12 protein-coding genes are annotated in these 22,357 nt (G+C 40.9%); 8 read left to right on the top strand and 4 right to left on the bottom strand.

Annotated features, from left to right (window positions below; genetic code table 11):
• Nucleotides 1-43 precede the first annotated feature (43 nt).
• The 5 genes from HGH90_RS00990 (at nucleotide 44) to HGH90_RS00970 (ending at nucleotide 9,135) form a co-directional block, all read left to right on the top strand.
• Nucleotides 44-631 (top strand): RNA polymerase sigma-70 factor, encoded by a 588-nt coding sequence (locus HGH90_RS00990; RefSeq protein ID WP_169190160.1) that lies wholly within the window; start codon nucleotides 44-46, stop codon nucleotides 629-631.
• A 72-nt stretch (nucleotides 632-703) separates the two neighbouring features.
• The gene (locus tag HGH90_RS00985; RefSeq protein ID WP_169190159.1) at nucleotides 704-1,888 is read left to right on the top strand and encodes a FecR family protein; all 1,185 of its coding nucleotides are present in this window, start codon (nucleotides 704-706) and stop codon (nucleotides 1,886-1,888) included.
• 111 nt (nucleotides 1,889-1,999) lie between these two features.
• Entirely contained in the window at nucleotides 2,000-5,707 is a 3,708-nt protein-coding gene (locus HGH90_RS00980) for a SusC/RagA family TonB-linked outer membrane protein (RefSeq protein WP_169190158.1), read from the top strand.
• A gap of 18 nt (nucleotides 5,708-5,725) precedes the next feature.
• Nucleotides 5,726-7,540, top strand: a complete 1,815-nt coding sequence (locus HGH90_RS00975; RefSeq protein ID WP_169190157.1) for a SusD/RagB family nutrient-binding outer membrane lipoprotein — start codon at nucleotides 5,726-5,728, stop codon at nucleotides 7,538-7,540.
• A gap of 557 nt (nucleotides 7,541-8,097) precedes the next feature.
• Nucleotides 8,098-9,135: a LacI family DNA-binding transcriptional regulator gene (locus HGH90_RS00970; RefSeq protein ID WP_169190156.1), complete on the top strand. Its 1,038-nt coding sequence runs from the start codon at nucleotides 8,098-8,100 to the stop codon at nucleotides 9,133-9,135.
• Nucleotides 9,136-9,589: 454 nt separating this feature from the next.
• On the opposite strand, the gene HGH90_RS00965 is transcribed toward HGH90_RS00970, so the two are convergent.
• The 3 genes from HGH90_RS00965 to HGH90_RS00955 all read right to left on the bottom strand — a co-directional run bounded on the left by HGH90_RS00965 (nucleotide 9,590) and on the right by HGH90_RS00955 (nucleotide 16,192).
• Nucleotides 9,590-11,371, bottom strand: coding sequence for a RagB/SusD family nutrient uptake outer membrane protein (locus HGH90_RS00965; RefSeq protein ID WP_169190155.1), 1,782 nt, complete (start codon nucleotides 11,369-11,371; stop codon nucleotides 9,590-9,592).
• Nucleotides 11,372-11,394: 23 nt separating this feature from the next.
• Entirely contained in the window at nucleotides 11,395-14,889 is a 3,495-nt protein-coding gene (locus tag HGH90_RS00960; RefSeq protein ID WP_169190154.1) for a TonB-dependent receptor, read from the bottom strand.
• Nucleotides 14,890-15,064: 175 nt separating this feature from the next.
• Nucleotides 15,065-16,192, bottom strand: a complete 1,128-nt coding sequence (locus HGH90_RS00955; RefSeq protein ID WP_169190153.1) for a FecR family protein — start codon at nucleotides 16,190-16,192, stop codon at nucleotides 15,065-15,067.
• A gap of 84 nt (nucleotides 16,193-16,276) precedes the next feature.
• Here HGH90_RS00955 and HGH90_RS00950 point away from each other — a divergent pair, with 84 nt between their 5' ends.
• Nucleotides 16,277-16,465 (top strand): hypothetical protein, encoded by a 189-nt coding sequence (locus tag HGH90_RS00950; RefSeq protein ID WP_169190152.1) that lies wholly within the window; start codon nucleotides 16,277-16,279, stop codon nucleotides 16,463-16,465.
• A 158-nt stretch (nucleotides 16,466-16,623) separates the two neighbouring features.
• Here the strand turns inward: HGH90_RS00950 and HGH90_RS00945 are convergent, their stop codons facing one another.
• Complete coding sequence (locus tag HGH90_RS00945) at nucleotides 16,624-17,193, bottom strand: sigma-70 family RNA polymerase sigma factor (protein ID WP_169190151.1); 570 nt, start codon at nucleotides 17,191-17,193, stop codon at nucleotides 16,624-16,626.
• Between the two features lie 1,240 nt (nucleotides 17,194-18,433).
• On the opposite strand from HGH90_RS00945, the gene HGH90_RS00940 reads away from it, so the two are divergent.
• Nucleotides 18,434-19,894 (top strand): alpha-L-fucosidase, encoded by a 1,461-nt coding sequence (locus tag HGH90_RS00940; protein ID WP_169190150.1) that lies wholly within the window; start codon nucleotides 18,434-18,436, stop codon nucleotides 19,892-19,894.
• 92 nt (nucleotides 19,895-19,986) lie between these two features.
• On the top strand, nucleotides 19,987-22,080 hold the full coding sequence (locus HGH90_RS00935; RefSeq protein WP_248276951.1) for an arylsulfatase: 2,094 nt from the start codon (nucleotides 19,987-19,989) through the stop codon (nucleotides 22,078-22,080).
• Nucleotides 22,081-22,357 lie beyond the last annotated feature (277 nt).

Genomic DNA, 22,357 nt, shown 5'->3' with positions numbered 1-22,357 from the left:
TAGACAATGTTCACTTTTCGTCTTATCTAAATTTCCTTTTGAAGTGGAAGAAGCACATTATCAGCCGGTTGATCTGCAGGAAGTTGCTGCAGGTAATGAAAAAGCATTTAAAGATTTGTTTGATAAGTACCGGGGGCGGTTATTCCATTATATTTCCCGCTTTGTTAAATCGGACCAGGTCGCGGAGGAGCTGGTACTGGACGTATTTATGAAGATATGGACTGGTAGGGAGCTCATTGCACAGGTACAACATTTCGATGCATTTCTATTTCGTATTGCACATAATAAAAGTATCGACTTTCTCCGTTCTGCGGCCAGGGATCCTCGTTTACAAGAGTTGTTATGCGAAGCTATTGAGCTGGCGGGCGCCGACACGGCGGATGCGGCGCTGATTACCCACGAATATGAAGAAAAAGTACGTAAGGCTATCTCTCTTTTATCTCCTCAGTGTAAAAAAGTATATACCTTAAGCCGTGAGCAGGATTTATCTCATGACGAAATAGCCCGGCAGTTACAGATTTCCCCTGCTACCGTGAACAACCACATCGTATTGGCACAGCGTTTTATACGGAATTATCTGGTAAAGGAGATAGATCTGGCCATTGTTATCCTCTTAATTGGGAAATTTTAAAAAAAAATTATCCTCCACTAGTTATTGCTGTTTTTTTTCTCGTCTTACTTGCAGGAGGCAGCTTTTATTACTATGGACAAGCAGGATGCCACGTCATGGAAATACCTGATAACGCAGTATCTGGAGAATAAAATTTCGAAAGAAGAATTGCAGCTACTGTTACGAAAAGCAGGAGAGGAGGAAGATATGGAGATGCTCACCACTGTATTAAGAGAACAGTGGGAGAAGGCGACTCTTGCAGTTGACCCTGGTGATCAGGACTGGGACGACAGATTCCGGATTATAATGGAAGAGACGCCACGGATACAGCGGCAACATAATCGTCGCAGTGTATGGCGCTGGGCAGTGGCAGCTACTGTTGCGCTACTGCTGGGAATGGGTTGGTATTGGGTTGGTTTTAGAAAAACACCCGTGTCAACAGTCGCGTCTGTGAGCGCGCGAAAAGATATAGCACCTGGTACAACAGGCGGCATCCTGGTATTGGCAAACGGCCAACAAATTGCGCTGGATAGTGCCGGCAATGGCTTGCTGGCTATGCAGGGTAAAGCAAAAGTGATGAATCGCCAGGGAAGAATTACTTATAGCACCAACGGAAAGAATAGTGAACAACTCTTATACAATACGGTGATAACCCCAAAGAGCAAGCAGTTCCAGCTGTTACTGGCTGATGGAAGCAGTGTTTGGTTAAATGCTGCTTCGTCTGTTCGTTTCCCTGCAGCTTTTAACGATGAAGAAAGAAGGGTGGAAATTACTGGAGAGGCCTACTTTGAAGTAGCTCCTATGGTACGTAATGGAAAGAAAGTTCCTTTTGTTGTATCTGTACGTGGAATGGAAGTACAGGTACTTGGCACCCACTTTAATATAAACGCATATGTGGATGAAAGCACCATTAAGACTACATTGCTCGAAGGCAGTGTGATGGTGACCAAAGGCAATGCAAAACAGCTGCTGCAGCCAGGGCAGCAGGTTCAGCTGGATAAAGTCAACCAGTTTGTATTATTTAAAAACATAGACATCGACGGGGAAATAGCCTGGAAGAATGGTTATTTCTCCTTTAACCAGGCCGACCTGCCCAGCGTTATGCGGCAAATATCCCGTTGGTATGATGTAGATATTCTATACTCCGGTAAAATACCTGATCGCCGTTTTGGTGGTGAAATATCCCGTTATTCCAATGTATCGCAGGTATTGCGGATACTGGAAGAAAGCAAAGTACATTTTAAGATAGAGGAAAAAAGGATTATTGTATTACCATAATAAAAACCGCCCTGAGGTGAGAGTCAGGGCGGCGAATAGTTCTGGTATATCTAGTCATAACAATTTGTTGGAACGAATTGCCAATTGATCAACCAAAACCATCACTAAAGTATGAAAAAAAATCTATGTGCCGTCTGGTATTTTAGCCGTCGTGTACTTCCCAAAACATTCCTGGTTATGAAGTTAACTGCCATTTTGTTGATGGCCGCCTTTCTGCAGATCAGTGCAAAAAGCTACTCGCAGAGGGTGACACTCTTAGAAAAGAATGCACCGCTGGGAAAGGTGTTCCGTGCTATCAAGAAACAAACCGGTTACTCCTTTTTCTTTGATGAATCGTGGATTCTTCAGGCCGATGCTGTTACCATATCGGTAAAAGACGCATCGCTGGAAACAGCACTCAACATTTGTTTTAAAAACCAGCCGTTGACCTTTACTATTGTGGGCAGCACCGTGGTGGTAAAACAAAAAGAAGAAAATGCGTTTGCCTCGCAGAACGAAGCTCTGGCAGTAGTCGATATAAGCGGGGTAATTACCGATACAGACAAACGTCCGCTGGCAGGGGTATCTATTAAAATAAAAGGTACTAACAAGGGAACCGTTACCAATATAAATGGTGAATATACGCTGCATGCCAACCCCGGCGATGTATTGGAAATCACCTTTGTAGGTTTTCAGAAACAGGAAATAAAAGTAGGAGATAATACCCGGATCAATATTGTGCTGCAGGCTTCTACCAGTGGACTGGGAGAGGTGGTGGTTACCGCCCTGGGTATTGTTAAAAATGATAAGACGTTGGGGTATGCAATCACTACTGTAAAAGGTGAAGAACTTACCCGTACCAATACTGTTAACCCCATCACAGCTTTGCAAGGTAAGGTAGCCGGCGTAAATATCAATGTACAAACGGCTTCGGGCATACAAAGCTCCCCATTCATACAAATCCGGGGAGCTAAGGTTATAGGAGGTCCCGGAAATAATGCCAACCAGCCCATTTTTGTAGTTGATGGGATAGTTCTTACCAATAACCTGTCAGATGCCGATGGGGCGGATTTGGGCTCCCAGTTAAAAAATTTGAATCCAGATGACTACGAATCTATCACGGTGCTGAAAGGCGCTGCCGCGACCTCTATATATGGTTCAAGAGGTATTAATGGCGCTGTTGTAATTACAACCAAATCAGGTAAGGCCGGAAAAGGGTTGGGCGTCGAATTTAACAGTACTACCCAAATTGAATCCATTTATAAATCGCCGATTGCTTATCAAAATTCTTACGGACAGGGTAGCTGGGCTACCAGGGAAGGTGCTTTCGCCACTGATGGGACCCAGGCTAAGACAATGTTTAGTTTTGGCCCAGCTTATGACGGTTCTATGCACCCGGCAATTTATAAACCCGACTCGCTGGTACCTTATGTAGCTGTGCCTGATAACTGGAAGACCTTTTATCAGAATGGGGCATATGTCAATAATAATATTGCGCTAACAGGCGGAAGTGAAAAATTAAATTTCCGTTTTTCTTATTCCAATAATCAGTCTAAGGGACTTCTACCCAACAACAATCTTAAAAGAAATGCTTTTGATTTAAAAATTCGCGGACAGATAAACAAAGTTTTTTCAACCGATATAGGAATTTCTTATGCTCATACCTTTTTTGATAATTGGGTATCTCAGGGAAGATATTATTACGGAGGCGGGCAGAATCTTGCATTCAATACCTTTTATTTACCAAGGAACCTGGATGTTGCAGCATGGTACAAAACGTACAGGGCACCGGATAATACTGCCGATTATGTACATGCCTACAGTAATTTATCATCCGTCATAAATGCCTTTTCGAATTTTGACAAGAATGACGCTATGAGGCGGGAGAATTCACTTTTAAGTTATATGCAATTAAAAGCGCAGGTGACTTCCTGGTTGGATTTATCTGCCAGGGGTAATATTAGCCTTTATAAAATATCATCCGAAACCAGGAATAAAGGAAACGGCACAAACAATACCGGAGGGTATTATGCCGTTGACGGAAGTTACAGCTCTACTTATACATTACTTTTTAGCGCGCATGCTAATAAGAAAATTAATGATTTTGGAGTGGACTTCAGATTGCTGAACGAGATTTATGGTAATATGTGGGGAGAAAGTTGGAGCGCGAGCACTAACGGAGGGCTGAAAGTGCCTAACGTTTTCTTGTTAAGCAATAGTTTAAATCCTGCCCAGGCAGTTAACTATTCGGGAAGTGGCGTAAGCGGAGGCAACTCTTCTGTTGGTTTTAATAGACCTTCAACGCTTACTGCCGGTTTGGGCGGCATTTTAAATTTGTCGTATAAAGACATTATAAATTTAGAACTGACAGGAAGAAATGACTGGTTAAGTACGCTAACATATCCTGCCACTGTTCCGGGCAATAATAATTACAGTGTTTTCTATCCTTCAGCGAACGTATCATATAACATATATTCTCATTTGCAGAAAGAAATACCCGCATGGATTTCTTCTGCCAGATTAAGGGCCTCGTTGGCATACGTAGGTAATTCGGGAATAGCCGGCCCGTATCAAACGGGTATGGGATTTAATTCTGGCGCAGCCTACAATCAAAATGGTCAAATTGTCAGCACTGCGTACCAGGCTAATGCATCAACATTGCCCAATCTAAATTTAAAGCCACAGGTACAACGTTCATGGGAATTTGGTACTAATTTCGGCTTATTGAAAGAATTGATTAACGTTGATTTTGCATGGTACAAGACAAATACCATTGATCAGTTAGTTCGTTTAGGAGGCGTTCCGGAAACAGGCTATTCAACCTATTTTTTAAATGCCGGTAATATACAAAACAAGGGATGGGAAATATTAGTGACAGGTTCTCCCATTAGAAAAAAGGATTTGAGTTGGGATATTGCAATAAACATGGGGCATAATAAAAGTAAAATTGTAAAATTCGGCAACGGAATAACCCAATGGGAGCTGAGTGGAGGTTATGACGGCGCAAATGTTTTTGCTTATGAAGGAGGTGATTTTGGGGTGCTTACTTCCGATGTCGGATCTTCGACAAAAATCGATCCCAAAACTAATTTTCCAATTATTACGGTAGGTGATAGTTCCAACTCAGCAGGCAGTCAGCACCTCCTGTTTTATAATTATGCGTCTCCCGATGACAAGGTGAAAATAGGAAAGGTAGAGCCCACTTTAACAGGAGGGGTGAGTACCAACTTAAGGTATAAAAACTTTACATTATTTGCCCAGGTTGATGGCAGGTTTGGCGGATATGTTTATTCAGAAGCCTTAAACTATGCAATGGCTCAGGGCACACCAGCACAGAGTTTACAGTACCGCGACCAGGCACATGGCGGTGTTAAGCGTACAGATTCTTATACCGGAAAAGACCGGTATGACGGAGTCATTATAGATGGAGTTTTTGATCAAGGCCAAAAAAGCCCCAAAACGGGTGCAGATATAGGCGGAATGACTTTCAGAGAGGCCTATGAAAAGGGATTGGTTGACCCTGTAAAAGCTTCAGTATATTATGTGTCCAATTTTGGATGGGGTACTAACATTAATAGCAATGGTACTGCTTCACAACTTTCCTGGGTTATGCTTAGAGAAATTACGCTCGGATATAAGATTCCGACCAAATTGATAAACAATGTATTCAATGCAGCCAGCGTCAATTTTAGTGTAAGAAATATCGGGTATTTATACAATAGCCTAAGTGGAGGTCAGAACCCTGCTTCTTTGCAAGGCAATGATCCGTTCAGACCATATATTTCAGGGGGTGTTCCTTTCTCTCGTACTTATGCTATTGCCTTACACATTAATTTATAATTTCAATATTTTTTGAAAATGAAAAATATTAAAAAATACACGATTTTTTCCTTGCTGGTTTTAATGGGCTTAAGCCAGTCATGTAAGAAAAAAATGATTGAACTTAATACTGATCCCAATTTGATAGCTGATGTAGCTCCTGAATTCTGGTTTACCGGCGTTACAACAGATTTGAACTATGGATCGCGTGATCAGATATCCCAGAGGTACGGAACTACAATGAAATATATGCAGTACATCGTACCCGAAGGCGTTAGCGCAGACGGTCTGATTGGACAGTACTGGAAACCTTCCGCCGTCAAGGGACCTAATCCCGGACTTCCTTATTATGGGGAATATTACAATATAGGTCGTGATATGCATCGCATAATAAACAGGATAGATTTGTATGATGCAGCTACTAAAGCTAAATATTTGGGGCTAAGGGCTATCTGCCAGATCATGGATACTTATTATGCATGGAAGGTCGCTGATGTTTTTGGTGCTTTACCGTATTATCAGGCATTTAATATATCGAAATATCCTTTGCCGGCATATGATTATAACTGGACATTGTATAAAACCTTCGATTCAACGCTTAAAGCAGCAGCAACAGTGTTAAGAGATAATGCAACAAGTCAGATAGCTTTGGGAAACCAGGATTTGTTTTACGGAGGAGATTATACGAAGTGGTATGCACTGGCTAATACTTTGCGCATAAAGATTGCACAACGCTTTGAAAGAAGAGATGCTGCAAACTTTACGGCTGTAATAAATGATGTAAGCTCTGCTTTTGGAGGTAATATTATTTCATCCAATGCAGGTTCCTTTGTTATCAATTTTACAAGGGACTGGAGTAATAATGTAGACGATATTAATGTTATATTATTTAATTACAACGCATCTTTTCCCTTTGTTGAACACTTGAAAGCAACAAATGATCCGCGTATGGGGTTTATGGTTCGTCAAAACGATTTTGGAACGAATTGCACCCAATATGTAAAAGTTCAGAATGAAGGTAATGCAACCTCTCAGGCTGCTTTACAGCTGCCAGAAAACCAGGTCCGTTATTGGGGCAAACACCCTACGCCATTTTCAGCCCAGAATACAGCTTACGGATCTACTGGTGGCGATAGATATAAAACTTTTGCTTTACAAGGTACCGCTACGCAAAATTTAGGATTTTTATCAGCCATACAATCACGTTTATTTGTTAAAAACGGAGGATTTGGAGGGTTTAATAGTTTGTCTAGCACAAGTTTAATGCACACAGATGAAACTAGTGTAAGCGGTTCTACTATCAAAATGAAATACTTCGAAGTAAGTTATGCCGAAACCTGTTTTATGATGGCTGAAATTGCAGCAAAAGGAAGCAGCAGTGTTATGGGCAAAACTGCTGAGCAATGGTATCGTTTGGGCGTCCAGGCGTCATTTGACCAGTACAAGGAAATTGCTATAAATACTAATGTACCTAATGCTGCCAGTATCTCCGACGGAGGATTTGCATCATCAATTCCTTATTTAGGTTTACCAAGTATTTATACGCAAGCCTGGGTACATTTCTTAATGCAGCCTGAGGAGGCATGGGCAATGTGGAAACGTACGGGGTATCCGCAATTTACCGATGTTAGACCGGGTAACAATGGTTTGGTCGGTACCTCTTCTATTGCGTATCTGGAAAACCTTTGGGACGGAGGACAAAATCTTTTATTACCCAGAAGAAACTCATTTGACAGATCTTCTAATTTAAATGATCCAAATTATAATGCGGCAGTTAGTACTATGATTTCAAAAGACGCTGCGTATGGATCGACTTCAGTTGATACAAAAGGCCGTATTTGGTGGGATAATTGACACCTTCGAATAGACTGGCTAGAGAACAAGAAATCGGAGTTTTTGAGTGCTCCCAAAAGTTTAGACGCTTTGGGGAGCACTCAAAAACTCCGGTTTCTTATTTTTAAGGGAACTATAGTTTTACGAAATTAGAAGATTTACTATCAAATGATTTCCCGAAATAGATTAAACTGCAAAACAATTGAATAATTCCATTGTATAGAGGGGGATTGTAATAATTAGCCGATAGCATGGCTGTAATTTTCAGGTCGCGGATCATCGAAAAAGTAGATGGATTTGGCGTCATACTCGAGGGCGGCAGACTTATTGTTCCTGAGAAAATAAGAGGTCCCATTTATCGATCTTTCTATAAGTTCTGATACTAGCAGAAAATTGTATTCAGGTATATAAAACATAAGAGTTCAGATTGGGAAATATTAAATAGGGCATAATTCCCCCAAAATATTTTTCTAAAATCTAATCGAATTCAGTTATTAGAAGAAAAAAAAGAGGAGTTGAAACAAATTTATGTCTAATTTTAATAAATGATTCTTCACCTTTTGATATGAAGTAAAAATGTGAACAAGAAAATACCTACAATTAAGGAAATAGCAGCAAAGCTAAGGTTGTCCCCTTCGACAGTATCCAGGGCCTTGAGTAACAATCCACGTATTAGTAGCGTCACAAGGGAGAGAGTGCAGAGATTAGCGGCAGAAATTGGGTATGAACCTAATTCACTGGCAATTGGTTTCAGACAGAAGAGAACAAATGTAATAGGAGTCATTGTGCCACATATTAGAGAGGAGTTTTTCTCTGAAGCAATAAGTGGAATCGAGTCTGTTGCTTTGCAACATGATTATAGTATTCTATTGGGACAAAGCTACGATAATCTGATTCAGGAGACCAAAGTGGCTGGCACTATGAAAAAACAGCGGGTAGATGGGTTGATTATTTCCCTGGCAAAAGAAACAACATCCATCAAACATCTTGACCCACTTTCAAACTATGGCATTCCGATTGTTTATTTTGACCGTGTGCCGCATTCTGTTGATACCAATATGGTGTGTTGCGATCTATATAAAGGCACAGTTGAAATGGTCGACTGGTTTTTTGTTCACGGGTTTAGGAACATTGCTTTGATTAACGGTCCTTCTAAGCTGCAGGCTAGTAAAGAAAGATTTAAAGGATACGTTGACGGGATTTCGAAGCGAAAAATAAAGGTAAATATGCAGTTGGTAGAGAAAACGGACTTTTCAAAAGAAAGCACTTACGCAGCCATGCAGAAATTACTCACATTGAAGAAAACTCCTACTGCCATAATAACTTTTAATGAATATGTACACATGGATGCCGTGCAGTATGTTCGACAACATAATTTTTTAAGTAGCGATGAAATTGCATTCGGAAGTTACGCGAACCTGCCAATCACGAATCATATTGCTGATCCTCCTTTAGTATCCATCGAACAATACCCTTATAAACAGGGAGAAAAAGCAATGGAATTACTATTGGATATTTTAAAGAGTAAATTTTCTGATGCACCATCTGCAACTAGGCTATCTCAACTATGTACAATGCCCACTACGTTAATGGTGCATTGTGACAGTAAATTGTAATACTGATCTTCCCTATAAAATAATATTTACGTATTTTTTTGACTGTAATAGTCCTGATTTGATCTTACAGTCAGATTAATGCGGCTGGGCGATATATCGGGTCGGATAACGGTGGTATTCATGATATTTAATGACCGCTGTCTCCATTTCGGGTTCCATCCGATTCTTTAATATGGGCTTCTTTCTGCTGATTTTCTGAAAGGCGGCCTCTCCTCTTGCCTCAAATAGCTCCCAGTGTCTGTAAAAGCTATTGCGGTCTGTAGCCGAAGATCTTGCACGCCTGCGATATATTTTCCTAATTCTTCGGCCAATCTGAACAGGCCTACTTTGGGTTTTGATTTAATGATTTATAGGTTGAAAGAATATCTCAGCAACTGCTTTTTTAGTAGCAGTTGCTGAGGAGTAGAAATTTCTTTTAGAAAATAGATGTAATTTTTTTTGAACTGCCATTATTTTACCAACCAGGGTTTTGCGGATTTAAGTTAGGGTTTAGAATTAACTGGTCTGTTGGTATGGGCGAAAGGTAGTCCCTGTCTGTTTTGAAATCATATCCGGAGGTTCCAACCACATTATTTTTATAGGGGGTGATATAGTCATATTCGTCAACAGGATATAATGATGTTAAAGTAGCGTCAAAATTTCCTCCGCTGCCGTTGGGAATGCCCAAGAACTGGCTTCTTTTAGCGCCTTTTGGATTCCATCCTTTTATTAGCTTATCTGCAGCAGCCCAGCGCCAGATATCGTCATGGCGATATCCTTCCACAGCTAGTTCTACTCTTCTTTCCCTTCTGATTTCGTTAATTAACGGTGACAGGGACGGAAATAGCCAGTTTGGATCATTTGTAATATTTGCAATGATCAAATCAGGCATACCTACTCTTCTTCTCAATAAATTGACAGACATATCTACATCGGCTTGTGCGGCTTGTCCCAGTTCTGCTTTCGCCTCAATATAATTCAATAATGCTTCAGCATACCTGTAGTAAATAATTCCCTGGGTGCCGCTTCCTATGATATGTTGAGCGGACGAAGTGTTTAATCCTTTATAAATTTGGTACCCGGTATAATCTCTATCTTCGGCTGCGCCTCCCCATGCAGGATGCCAAAAACGGGATGTATCTGAGATATAATGCCAACCATCATTGATTTGTATAGTTTGAGCCAGTCTGGGATCTCTGTTGGCAGCTACGTTAATCAAATTCGCATCACCTTTATATAGGGGGCTTACACTAATGGGCTGACCGTCGGTGCATAGATAAGATTCCACCAGACTTTTACTGATACCGCGTCCTCCTCCTCCTGTCATATAAGTGGAAATATAGGTTACGTTTCCGTCCTGGGCATTATATTGTCGCCAAAGCATAATTTCCTTACTTCCCGCATAACTTAATTGATTGAATAGGTTCCAATATCCATTTGGTTGTCCTACATTATCCAAGCCTAATTTAGGATTGCTCATTACCAGTTGTGCCGCTGTTACGGCTTTTGCCAAATATTTGGAACCGTCTGCTCCCTTCACTCCAAATACATCGTTTGCATGGTATTTTTCCCAGGTACCCTCATATAAGGCGATACGGGATTGAAGCAGCGCCGCCAGTTCTTTATACACCCGGAGGTCTTCATAACCGTTGGCGGCGTCTCCTTTGGCGGGGAGTAAACTAATAGCATTATCTAAAAGGATTATAATACTGTCGGCGATAATGCTTCTTGAAACCCGGGGAGCATACAGTATGGTAGAATCATTAGTAGATAGTGCTTTAGGTAGCCACGGTAGGTCCCCGAATTTCCTTAATTTATCAAAGTAATAACTTGCCTTGAAGAATAAAGCCTCTCCTAGATATTTATTAATAGCCGTCTGATCGCCGGTCACAGATTCGTACTTACCTAAAAAATAATTTACGCTTCTGATGGCTGCCCAATCACCAGATGACCAGCCGGCGCCAGACGGTGGAAGCGTAAATTCCCCATTTAGGAATGTACTGTAGTTTCTATTGATCATATTATCAGAACCTTGTTCATCATCCATGCTGAAATTGGCCAAGGTAAAGAACTGCTTTATATAGCTTGGTAACTGGTTATAAAACCTGTTTGTATACAACCTTAGGTCATTCGTAGTCTTCCAGTAGTCTTCATCAGAAATTGATGTTTCAGGTGTTCTGTTCAAAAAATCTTTTTTGCAGGAAACGAAGGAAACAGTGACAATTGCAAGAGGTAGTATGAATTTATTTATAATCATCTGTACGGAATTTAAAATGATAATTAAAACGTTACATTAATGCCTCCTGAATAACCTCGTTGAAGCGGGTATATTTTACCATCGCTAAAGAAGATTTCGGGGTCCATTGTTGAATGTTTTTTAAGCGGTGTGATGGTGAACACGTTTTCTGCCATTACAAAAAACCGTACTCTTTGTACGCCGATCTTTCCAAGTAGATTTTGAGGAATGGTATATCCAATTTGAATATTCTTCAGTCTTAAATACCCGGCATTTTGTAAATATTTCGATTGAGTTTGTTCATTCTTACTCATTTCACCACTCATGTAATATTTGGGGAAATAGCCGTTAGGCGTAGTAGGGGTCCATCTGTCGTTATGTACTGTAAAAACGGAGCTTTGCCATTCGCTTCCTACGATGCCCCAAAAATAGTCGCCGCCGACAAATGCGTTTCTTTTGGCAACGCCCTGAATAAAGAAACCTACATCAAGGGTTTTCCAGTTCAGGTTGGCGAAGAAGCCGTATTGATACTGCGGAGTAGTGTTACCGATAACTTTTAAGTCACCGTGATCTGATAATGTATTTGAGCCTCTGTCTATTTTTCCGTCTCCGTTTAGGTCGGCATATTTAATATCTCCTGCTCCCCATTTAGTGTAAATGTAATTTTGTACAGGCGATTTTGCCACATCAGTATCATCTTTAAAATAGCCTACTGTCTGATAGCCCCAAATTTCGCCCATTTTCTCTCCTTCATACCAGTTACTTAACAATTTCTGGTCGTTGGGATAGCGGGTAACAATTCCCTTGTAATTACTTAAGGTGGCACGCAGATTATAATATAGCTCACCTACATGGTCTTTCCATCCCAAAGTAAGTTCAAAACCTTTTGTTTCAATAGCTGCCGCATTTTCTGAAGGAACTCCTGTTCCCAACACGGCGGGTAAATTACGGGCAGGCCCCAAATAGTCTTTGGCACTTCTTTTATACCAATCGAAAGCAACAGAAAGCCGGTCATTTAGCGCTGTTACATCAGCCCCTAAATTCAATGTGGTGGTAGTTACCCAGGTAACATTTGTATTCACCAGCCCCGGGGCATTTGTTGCCGCTTCTCTTCCATTGGCAAAATACCAATTAGTACTGGTCGTGGATGATGTTCCTAATCCGGGATAAAATGGATACCAATAAGCGGAATTGGTCGCATCTCCGAACGACTGATCGCCCAGACTGCCATAAGAACCTCTTATTTTTAATGAATTTATATAAGTTGATATCTCCCCTTTTTTCCAGAAGTCTTCGTTATGAATATTCCATCCGGCGGACATACCCGGATAGAATCCCCATCTGGAGGAATGCAAAAACCTTGAAGTTCCATCATACCTTCCCGTCAGTTCCAGCAAATATTTTCCGTTATAATCATAATTGAATCTGCCGAAAAATCCTTCTGAAGCTAATTGTGCCCTGTAATCACTTACAGATGGTGTTTTTCCATAAGCTGTTGACAAAGAAGGAATATTATCAGTATATAACTGACTATTGCCTGCATATAGGCTCATGTTATCCTGTAATTCGCTTACAAAACCAGCTAGTATCCGGAAATTATGCTGGCGGAAACTTGTCTCATAGCTTGAAAAGGCATTAAAAACGTGATGATAGCCGAAGGATATATTCCGTGAAAAACTGTTGGGGTAAGTATAAGCGATTGGAGCCGGTTTGCCGCTTGGCAGCGTTTGAAATACTGTTGCAACATGATCATTGATATTACTGATATTTGCTTCATAGGTATAATTGAATGTTGTTGACCATCCTTTAACAGGTGTAATCACAAGTTCGCCCGTGAGCAGTGGCTTGTCCCACGCTTCCAGATGACGGCCGGCCTTTTCCATTAACAGGACATCACTGGGCTCAGATAACTCACCGTTGGGATTATATAAAGGCAGGTTGGGATGCTTACGGGCAATCTGGTGCATCCAGTTGCCTCCGGTGCGTCCTCCTCCGGCCCATGGGGCATCGTATGTTTCTTTGGAATAGGTGGACCTTATATTAAATTCAAGCCAATCGCTAATTTTGTTGCTTAAATTGACTCTCAAATTATATCTCCGGTAAATATCCTTGCCATAACGATACATACCGGGTTTATCATTGTATCCTAAACCCACAAAGTATTTAGTCTTCTCACTGCCTCCTGATATGCTTAAATTGTGTTGCTGAATTACCTGCGAATTTTTATAATAAACTTTAAACCAATCATTATTGGAATTTGCTCCAAAATAGCCCAACCATGAATCGCTTCCTGGATTTGGATTGGCCATTGTCTCCGTTTTAAGTGTTCCAACCTGATAGTCTTTCATTCTTTGAATCAGATCGGCTGAAAAATAATTGGTAGGCCCGTAACCTGCATTACTGCCCGCTTCATTAAATAGTGCCGCAAAATCAAGTGAGTTGATCATTTTGGGTAGCCCTATGGGAACATTGGTCGTGATGGTATTGTTATAGGAAATGGTCGGCTTGCCCGTTTTACCTTTTTTGGTGGTGATCAGTATAACGCCATAAGGTGCGCTTGAGCCGTAGACGGCAGCAGCTGCAGCATCCTTTATGATGGAGATATTTTCTATGTCAGAAGGGTTTATCGCATTTATATCACCTGCCTGAACACCGTCAATGACAATTAACGGGCCTTGCGTAGTCCCCAGACCTGTATAGCCACGAATATTAAAGGATTGCGTTGCATTGGGAGCTCCTCCGCCGTACGTAGTTGTGATATTCAGGTTGGCGACTGCTCCCTGTAAAGCCTGGGATAGCCTTGTAACGGGCCTGTTTTCCAGAATTTTTGAATCGATAGTAGACACCGCACCGGTTAAATTACCTTTCTTTTGTGTACCGTAACCTACTACTATTACTTCACTCAGCGCACTTTCTGAAAGTTTTAGGCGGATATCCAGTGAGTGCTGTCCATTAAAGGATATTTCTTTTGTTTCATACCCCACATAACTTATCACTAAAATATCCCCTTTAGACACATCTAGTCTGAAATTGCCTTTTTCGTCGGTGTTGGCGCCGTTAGTAGTACCTTTGACATGCACGGTGACTCCCGGAAGTAATACGCCGTTTTCATCCCTTACCTGCCCGGAAACAGGTTGTTTTTGATACTCACGAGCAATCCCGTCTTTCCAGTTTTCTTTCCGCTGAAGGATGATCGCTTTTTCCTTGATTTCATAACTAACCGGTTGACCGTTAGTCAATATAGCCATAGCCTCCTGAATGTTGCCATTCACCAGGTCTATAGATACCGGATGTGCACCTTCCAGATGAGATTGCACCAATACTAGATCATAACCACTTTGTGACTTGATAGCTTCCAGTGCGTTTTTAAACGGACTATTTTTCAGGTGTAATGTTATATTTTGCCCCATCGCCCTCACGCTGAGTTGCAGCATAGGGAGTAGAAGAAGGCTGAGTAGGACTTTTTTTATGGACGTTCCGGGGCATAAAGGTTTTGTGGAACGAGTGGAGCGTTCCCTGTGTTGTTTGGGTAAAATCATACTTCGTTACGGTTAAATGATTCGCAATAAATTAATCAAAGATTTGCCGGCCAGAATACCCTGAAACATCCAGGAGTGGGCGTACAAATGCACTTTACGCCTGGCCTGAGGGTATTTCCGACGGTGATTCATTTTAGTTTGTAGTTGATTTCCTCATGTTAAATTTGATTGTTCACTATTGATATCGGCTCACAATTATACGATGTCCTTCTATTCTAAATTTCACCAGTTTAGTGCGCTGTAGGAAGTCCAAGACGTCTGTCATACTACGTGATCTAGATATGGATGCTTCAAACTTGTCTCCCGGAAGATTTTCATCGTACGACACCTCCATGTCATACCATCTGCCCAGTTTAGGCATAATGTCGTAAATACTTTCGCCATCAAATGAAAAGTAGCCATTCTTCCAGGCGACTACAGCAGCTGTATTCACGTGCTTTTTGTCTGTTTCACCAGAATGGCGCACTATGGCTTGTTCTCCGGGACTAAGTTCCAGCTGATGATTAATCCTCACAGTCCCTTCCAGTAACGTGGTTCTGGAATCCGAGTCTTCGGGATAACTTTCCACGTTAAAATTAGTACCCAATACTTCTATTTTTTGGCAGGCGGTTGCAACTACAAAGGGTTTGTTGGCGTAACTGGCCACTTCGAAATAAGCTTCTCCGCTTAAAATCACCTCTCTTTGTGGCTGCCGTTGGAAGTTGACAGGGAATTTAAGAGAGGAACCTGCATTGATCCATACTTTAGTGCCATCGGGCAATTGTAGCTGAAATTGCTGTCCTTTCCCGATAACAAGGCTGTTGTATTGAACTACCGCACTGTTGCCCGAAGTATTTTTCCCATTGAATACGTAGACAAGCGAACTGTCTGATTTTTTGGAAATATAGGTACCGGATTGCTGACCGATCTTACCTTTTTGTGTTGCGCCCAGTTCCACCTGTGTACCATCTGCCAGTATAAGTACTGTGCTATTGGGATTATGCTGGACCTGAGCCTGCCCTGACGACCAATTAGCACTTACTGTAGCCTGCTTATGGCGCCAGGTGAAGGCAGCAACCGTACATATCAATAAAATGGCTGCCGCAGCCGACCATTTCATATGGTTGATACGCCTTCCGGAACTTATACGCTCATTGAGCGCCGCCAATATCTTCATCTGTTTTTCTTCAAATGGGCGCTGCACGGGTACGTTCTCCGCCTGAAAGGAGTTGCACCACTCGTTATATACTTGAAGGTCATGATTGGAAGCAGTGCCATTGGCAATACGCTCAAATAGCTGCAACAATTCATTTTGGTTGATCATGATTCTTTGAGACAACTTTTTTCTCTGTTCAATACTATAGAGGGACATAAGTGTAGAGGATGTCCCAATCCGGGGAAAAAATTATTGAAGCTACTTCAATGGATGATTCCCGGCATTGGGCCGGTAAGTTGGTTACAGGCCCCCGTATCATTATGTAGTGTCAGGCAAGCGGGTGGTACCGGGATATTGTTAGGTGGCCGCATGAAGTACCATGCAGATAAATGGATCATGGATGCGCAAGAAAAAATAGCGATCGATTATGCATGGTTATAGGATAACAACGCTATCGCGGACCTGTTGCGGAAGAATTAAACGTTATTCCATACCATTTGATTTGCTTGTTCGCTGACGTCATTCGCCGAGCCAGTTCTTTTCGTGTTCACAGTTATAGAGGGACATAAGTAGCGGGGATGTCCCAATCTGGGGAATTTTTATAAGATAACAGACCAAAAGGACAATCTCCCTAAATAGGTTCTTAATTTTCTGAGGGTGATGGTCAATTGATTCCGGACGGTCTTTTCCGACAAGCCCAGTTCAATTCCTATTTCCCGGTTAGATAAATACAATTCCCGGCTCATTTGGAAAATCTTTTTCGCCTGGGGTGGGAGAGTGGCAACAAAATCCTGAATGGCTGCCTTCAGTTCTTTTAATTCCATATTCTCTTCCATTACCTGCTCCTCTGGTGCGTGTACTTTTTTAAGTATTTCGTTCCTCCGCTTACTGGAGATAATTAACCGCGTGAGCTTATATTTAACGGCAGCTAGTAGATAGCTCTTAAGGTGGGTGATATTCAATCGGCGCCGATTTTCCCATAGCCACACAAAGATATCCTGTACAGCGTCTGCACACTCATCTTCGTCCATCAGAATATGTAAGGAATAATCATATAGTGTTTCCGCATATCGGAGATAGATAGTGTTAAATGCGGCTATATCATTTTTCCTCAACTTTTCTACCAATGCTTTATCATCGTCATTGTCACAAAGAGGGCACGTAATCATTTTTCTGCATTAAGAGATATGTGTAAAGACATATTTTTTCATTGTCGTTTGCATGTTAGCTCATGCCGTCATCTAAATTAGTGAAAATATTATAGCTGCCTCACAATTTTAAAAATCTATCTCTTTTTTGAGCGAAATGCGCGTAATCGGTTATATCTACCCGGTCTCAAGGAATTTTTTTATTCAGTTGGTTGTACATGTCTCATGGATCTTTCGTACGATATTAAGAAATCCAGTTTAACAATCTGAAGATATATGCTACAAGTACAACCGGTTGCGCATATATTTTATTTTTTGCTGTCTTACCTTTAACCAGCCTTCAGTATATTACTCCTTTCCCTTAATATACTACCAGAGCTGTAGATAAGGAAATCCTTATACCAATGATGGGTTTTAATAATATCCGATCGCATCGAAAGTAGTGAAAGTAAGTTATTTGTTTCTATTCCGATGTCGGCTTTATAGAACAGCATCTTTTTCATTCCATTGTGATTGGCATGTGGTGATAGACATCCCGGAGTCTTGCATTACGCCATTTCCGGGATTATACGTGAATAAGGGAGGGGCTAATCATAGCACCTTCCCCTTTTTTGTTTTTCATAGTTTATTTTCCACAAACTGTAAGTGTTGCTGAATTGGAATGATAGTTATGAAAAAAAATGCAATAGTTGTTTTGCAAATAGATACAAGTTTTTGATGATTAGTATTAGAATTAATGAATCAATTTTATAATTCTAATGGTCGAACTGGAGTACTAAAGCATTAAGACAACCGGTTGCGCATAATAGTTGTTGTTTATTGCTTTACTTTTAAAAAGTTATTATTTACTATTTATAATAAGCTCCTAAAGTCATGGGATTAAAGGTGCTGATGGAAGTGAGGGTCTTACTTTACTTGGGGGTGAAGAAATATATTATAATGTTCGATTGTGTCAATACCTATGCAGGATTTAGGAGTGCAACTGTTTCACCAACGGCATGTGGTGATAGATGCATCTCGGAACTTTAGGTTACACTAAATTCCGGGATTTACAAGGGGAAGGAGTTGTTTATGGCTCCTTCCCTCTTTTTTATACTTCTATCAGAATCGAAGGAAATGTTGTCTTGAAAACAGGATTGGCCTATTTTTAATTTCTTATTACGGGGAACACATTCAATAATTACTTCCGTCATCGAATGTCTATTCTTTCATTTTTAATACTTGTATGACTTATAAACACTTTGTAGTAAATAAAGTAACTATGAATATCAGAATTTGTTTAACAACTATACTCTTTTTACCTCTTAGTTATACCTGCCTGGCACAAGACAATATTCCCGAGAAGGGAGATGGTTTTGGCGGCGCTTTTAAGGTAAGTAAAGACTGGGAGCCTCCTCGTGATCCTAAAGCAATTAGAAAATTGGAGGCATTTCAAGACCTGAAATTTGGCATAATGTACAATTGGGGTATCCAGACTCAGTTTGGTACTGTTGATCAGTCATGGAGCTTATGTCCTGAAAGATATGTCTGGAATAAAAGGCCTGCACCATATGAGAATGAAGACTGGGCATCCTATAAAAAAGTATATGAGCAGTTACAAAAAACCTTTAATCCCTTGTTATTTAATCCCGAAATAGACGCAAAAACTATTGTGGCTTCCGGAGCTAAATATATTTTGGTAGATGCTAAGCATCACGATGGTTTCTGCTTATTTGATACAAAAACTACCGATTATAGAATAACTTCAGATAACTGCCCGTTCTCCGGCAATAAAAATGCCAATGTTGTACGAGTGATGTTGGAAGCTGCCAGAAAGAATAACCTGTGGGCAGGCATATATTTTTCAAAAGTCGATTGGAACACACCCTATTACTGGGCACCGCAATTTGGCCCTGCAACTAGCAGAAGTGAAAACTATGATCGCCATAGACATCCAGAGTTATGGGACCAATTCAGAAAATTTACAGCAAGGCAGTTACAAGAACTTACCACTGATTATGGTGACATTGATATTCTCTGGCTGGATGGAGGACAGGTTAGTGGAAACAGCATTAACCTTGCAGATATTGCAAAATCAGCAAGAGAACGTCAGCCTGGATTATTAGTGGTAGACCGTTGTAACGGAGGTGGATATGAGGATTATCTTACACCTGAAGGGATCCACCAAATGCCCACTCATTACATTGCAGATGCCTGGGAAGCCTGTGTTTCCATGGGTGACCATGGATGGGCCTGGACAAAGATAAATAAATACCTAGATGCCGAATCAATTATTCAGCTGCTGGTCAAAGCCGTCGCCCGGAATGGTAATTTGGTTGTGGGGCTTGGCCCGGATGCGGAAGGTGTTTTGGCTCCGGAAGTCGTAAAGAGTTTAAACGAAATTGGCCAATGGTTAAAAACAAATGGAGAAGCTATTTATAATACCCGGCCAATAAAGCCTTATGAATCTGATAATGTGTTTTTTACCACCAAGCGAGACAGTACGATTTATGCTATTAGTATTCAAAACAAAACAGATTCACTTTCATCCAATACGATTAGTATTCCTTCCTCCCTGGTTGAAGGACGTAGCAATATCACTCTGTTAGGCTTTAAAGGTAAGAATCTTCATTATCTGCCGGCAGGCAATGATATGGTAAAAGTTGTACTTCCTTCCAGTATAAATTTAAAAGGGATAGCGGCGATAACATTAAAGATTTCTAAAAATCGTCCAAAGATGTAGAATCAAGACTATGCATATGGGGAGGACCTCATTGTTTCGAGAACGGGAGCCGCCTCTTCAAAAGTAACTTTAATAATTGCAACGTTTATAAAATGATTTTTAAATTAATGATCTATAAATCACTTTGCTGTATTTGTGTTTTGAACATACTCAGTTTTTCTGTATATGCGCAAAAGATACTGCCAGTACCTAATATAATTTTCGTTCTTACTGATGATTTGGGTTATGGCGACATTGGTGTTTTCTTTCAGAATAAAAGAAAATGTTCGGGTGATCCTTCAAATCCTTATGAAATAACGCCTCACATTGATCAATTGGCTAAGAGCGGTGCACAATTCACGCAGCAATATTGCAATGCGCCTGTGTGTGCTCCCTCAAGAGCCTCATTGTTAACAGGAGTGAATCAAGGAAATGCACATGTTCGTGATAATCAGTTTGATAAAGCCTTGGAAGATAATCACACAATTGGCACGTTATTAAAACAGGCCGGATATGCAACCGTTGCCATTGGTAAATGGGGATTGCAAGGAGAGGAGGACATGAGTCCCAACTGGCCAGCACATCCATTGAAACGTGGATTTGATCATTACTTCGGCTATATGCGTCACAGAGATGGACACGAACATTATCCGGTAGAAGGAGTATACAGAGGGCAGAAGGAGGTGTGGAATGATTATCGTAATATTGCTGCCGGGCTAGATAAATGTTATACAGTAGATTTGTGGACAGCGTATGCGAAGAAATGGATAGTTGATCATGTAAAGAGCAATGCTGCCGAACCGTTTTTTATGTACCTTGCTTATGATGCACCACATGCTGTTTTAGAGTTGCCAACGCAGGCATATCCGACCGGTGGTGGTTTGCATGGCGGGATTCAATGGTTGAATGAAGCGGGGCACATGATTAATACTGCATCAGGGACTGTTGACTCATTTGTTTATCCCGAGTATAGGAACGCTACATACGATGATGATCATAATCCACTGACGGCCGAGGTCCCATGGCCTGATACTTACAAGCGTTATGCAACGGTGACAAGGAGAATTGATGATGCTGTTGGAGATATTTTGCAATTGTTGAACGATTTAGATGTTGCTGATAATACGCTTGTTGTTTTTACTTCTGATAATGGGCCTTCAATTGAATCATATTTACCAGAATCTTTTACTCCTAACTATCCCACATTTTTTGTAAGCTATGGCCCCTTTGATGGAATTAAGAGAGATTGTTGGGAAGGTGGAGTGAGAGTTCCAACCATTGCAGCATGGCCTGGTCGTATTGCTTCCGAAACAGTAATTAATACGCCATCGATGTTATCTGATTGGTTTGCAACATTTGCTGATGTGGCAAATATTCCAGCGCCTGCACGAACCGATGGGGTTTCGTTACTTCCATCTTTAACTGGGAAAGGCAGGCAAGAGAATTCACTGGTGTATGTTGAATATTTTGAAGAAGGAATTACTCCAAAATTTGAACAGTTTGAGGTATCTCGAAGGGGGAGGCAAAGGAATCAGATGCAGATGATTCGCATCAACAATTGGGTGGGCGTTCGATATAATATTAAATCAGCCAATGATAATTTTGAGATTTACGACGCGGTTCAGGATCCTAAGCAAACAAAAGACTTGTCTTTATTGCGAAGATTTGATAAAATACAGTCGCAAATGAAGGATAAAGTTTTGCAGATAAGATCTGTGGATTCTGAGGCCAAACGCCCCTATGATAATGCACTCATTCCAGGTGCTGTTGTGAATAGGAAGTTAAATAAAGGATTGAATTGGAAATTTTTCGAGAAGGATTTGTCTTATGTCATTTCTGTAAGGGGAATGAGACCTCAACTTTCAGGTGTGACAGGTAGCATAAAAAGAACCATTGTAAGTGATAGAAAAGGAATGTTGTTATGTGAAGGATATATTAAAATTCCTGAAGATGGTAAGTACAATTTTTTATTTCAAACATCGGGTAAGGCATTTATTCGCTTACATGAGGCAAAACTGTTTGATGCCGACTTTGGGTATAGGTCCAATACACCACTTATTCAAAGTGTTTCCTTAAAGAAGGGATTTCATCCTCTAGCAATTTATTTATTGAGCGATCCAAGTATTGAGAATTGTGTTAAGATGCAATACATGCGGAATGGAGATTCAGAATGGAAAGATGTGAGTCAGAATGTTTTTTATCACTGATAGGAATTCGATATATTATAAAGAGAAGATCTCATTATTGTACGGTGTTCAGTTTGTTAGCCTGCTTACACCACCTATTACCGCGAGACTATTAGATAAAGGGTGTCAGTTTAAGGTTAAAGAACGTTAAACTGACAATATAGGAAAAAAAATTTTTGGTTTCGAAGCCTTCAAGAAGCAAGCGGCGTGCCGTTTGAAGAACGGAGATACGCATTTAGGTAAGGACAGGGTGATAATCCTGGTGCTAAGAGAGTTTCTGGAAGGTGCCCTGGATGGG

Source organism: Chitinophaga sp. Ak27 (assembly GCF_012726295.1).
GTDB lineage: Bacteria > Bacteroidota > Bacteroidia > Chitinophagales > Chitinophagaceae > Chitinophaga.
This window is presented reverse-complemented; position numbering and strand designations above follow the sequence as displayed.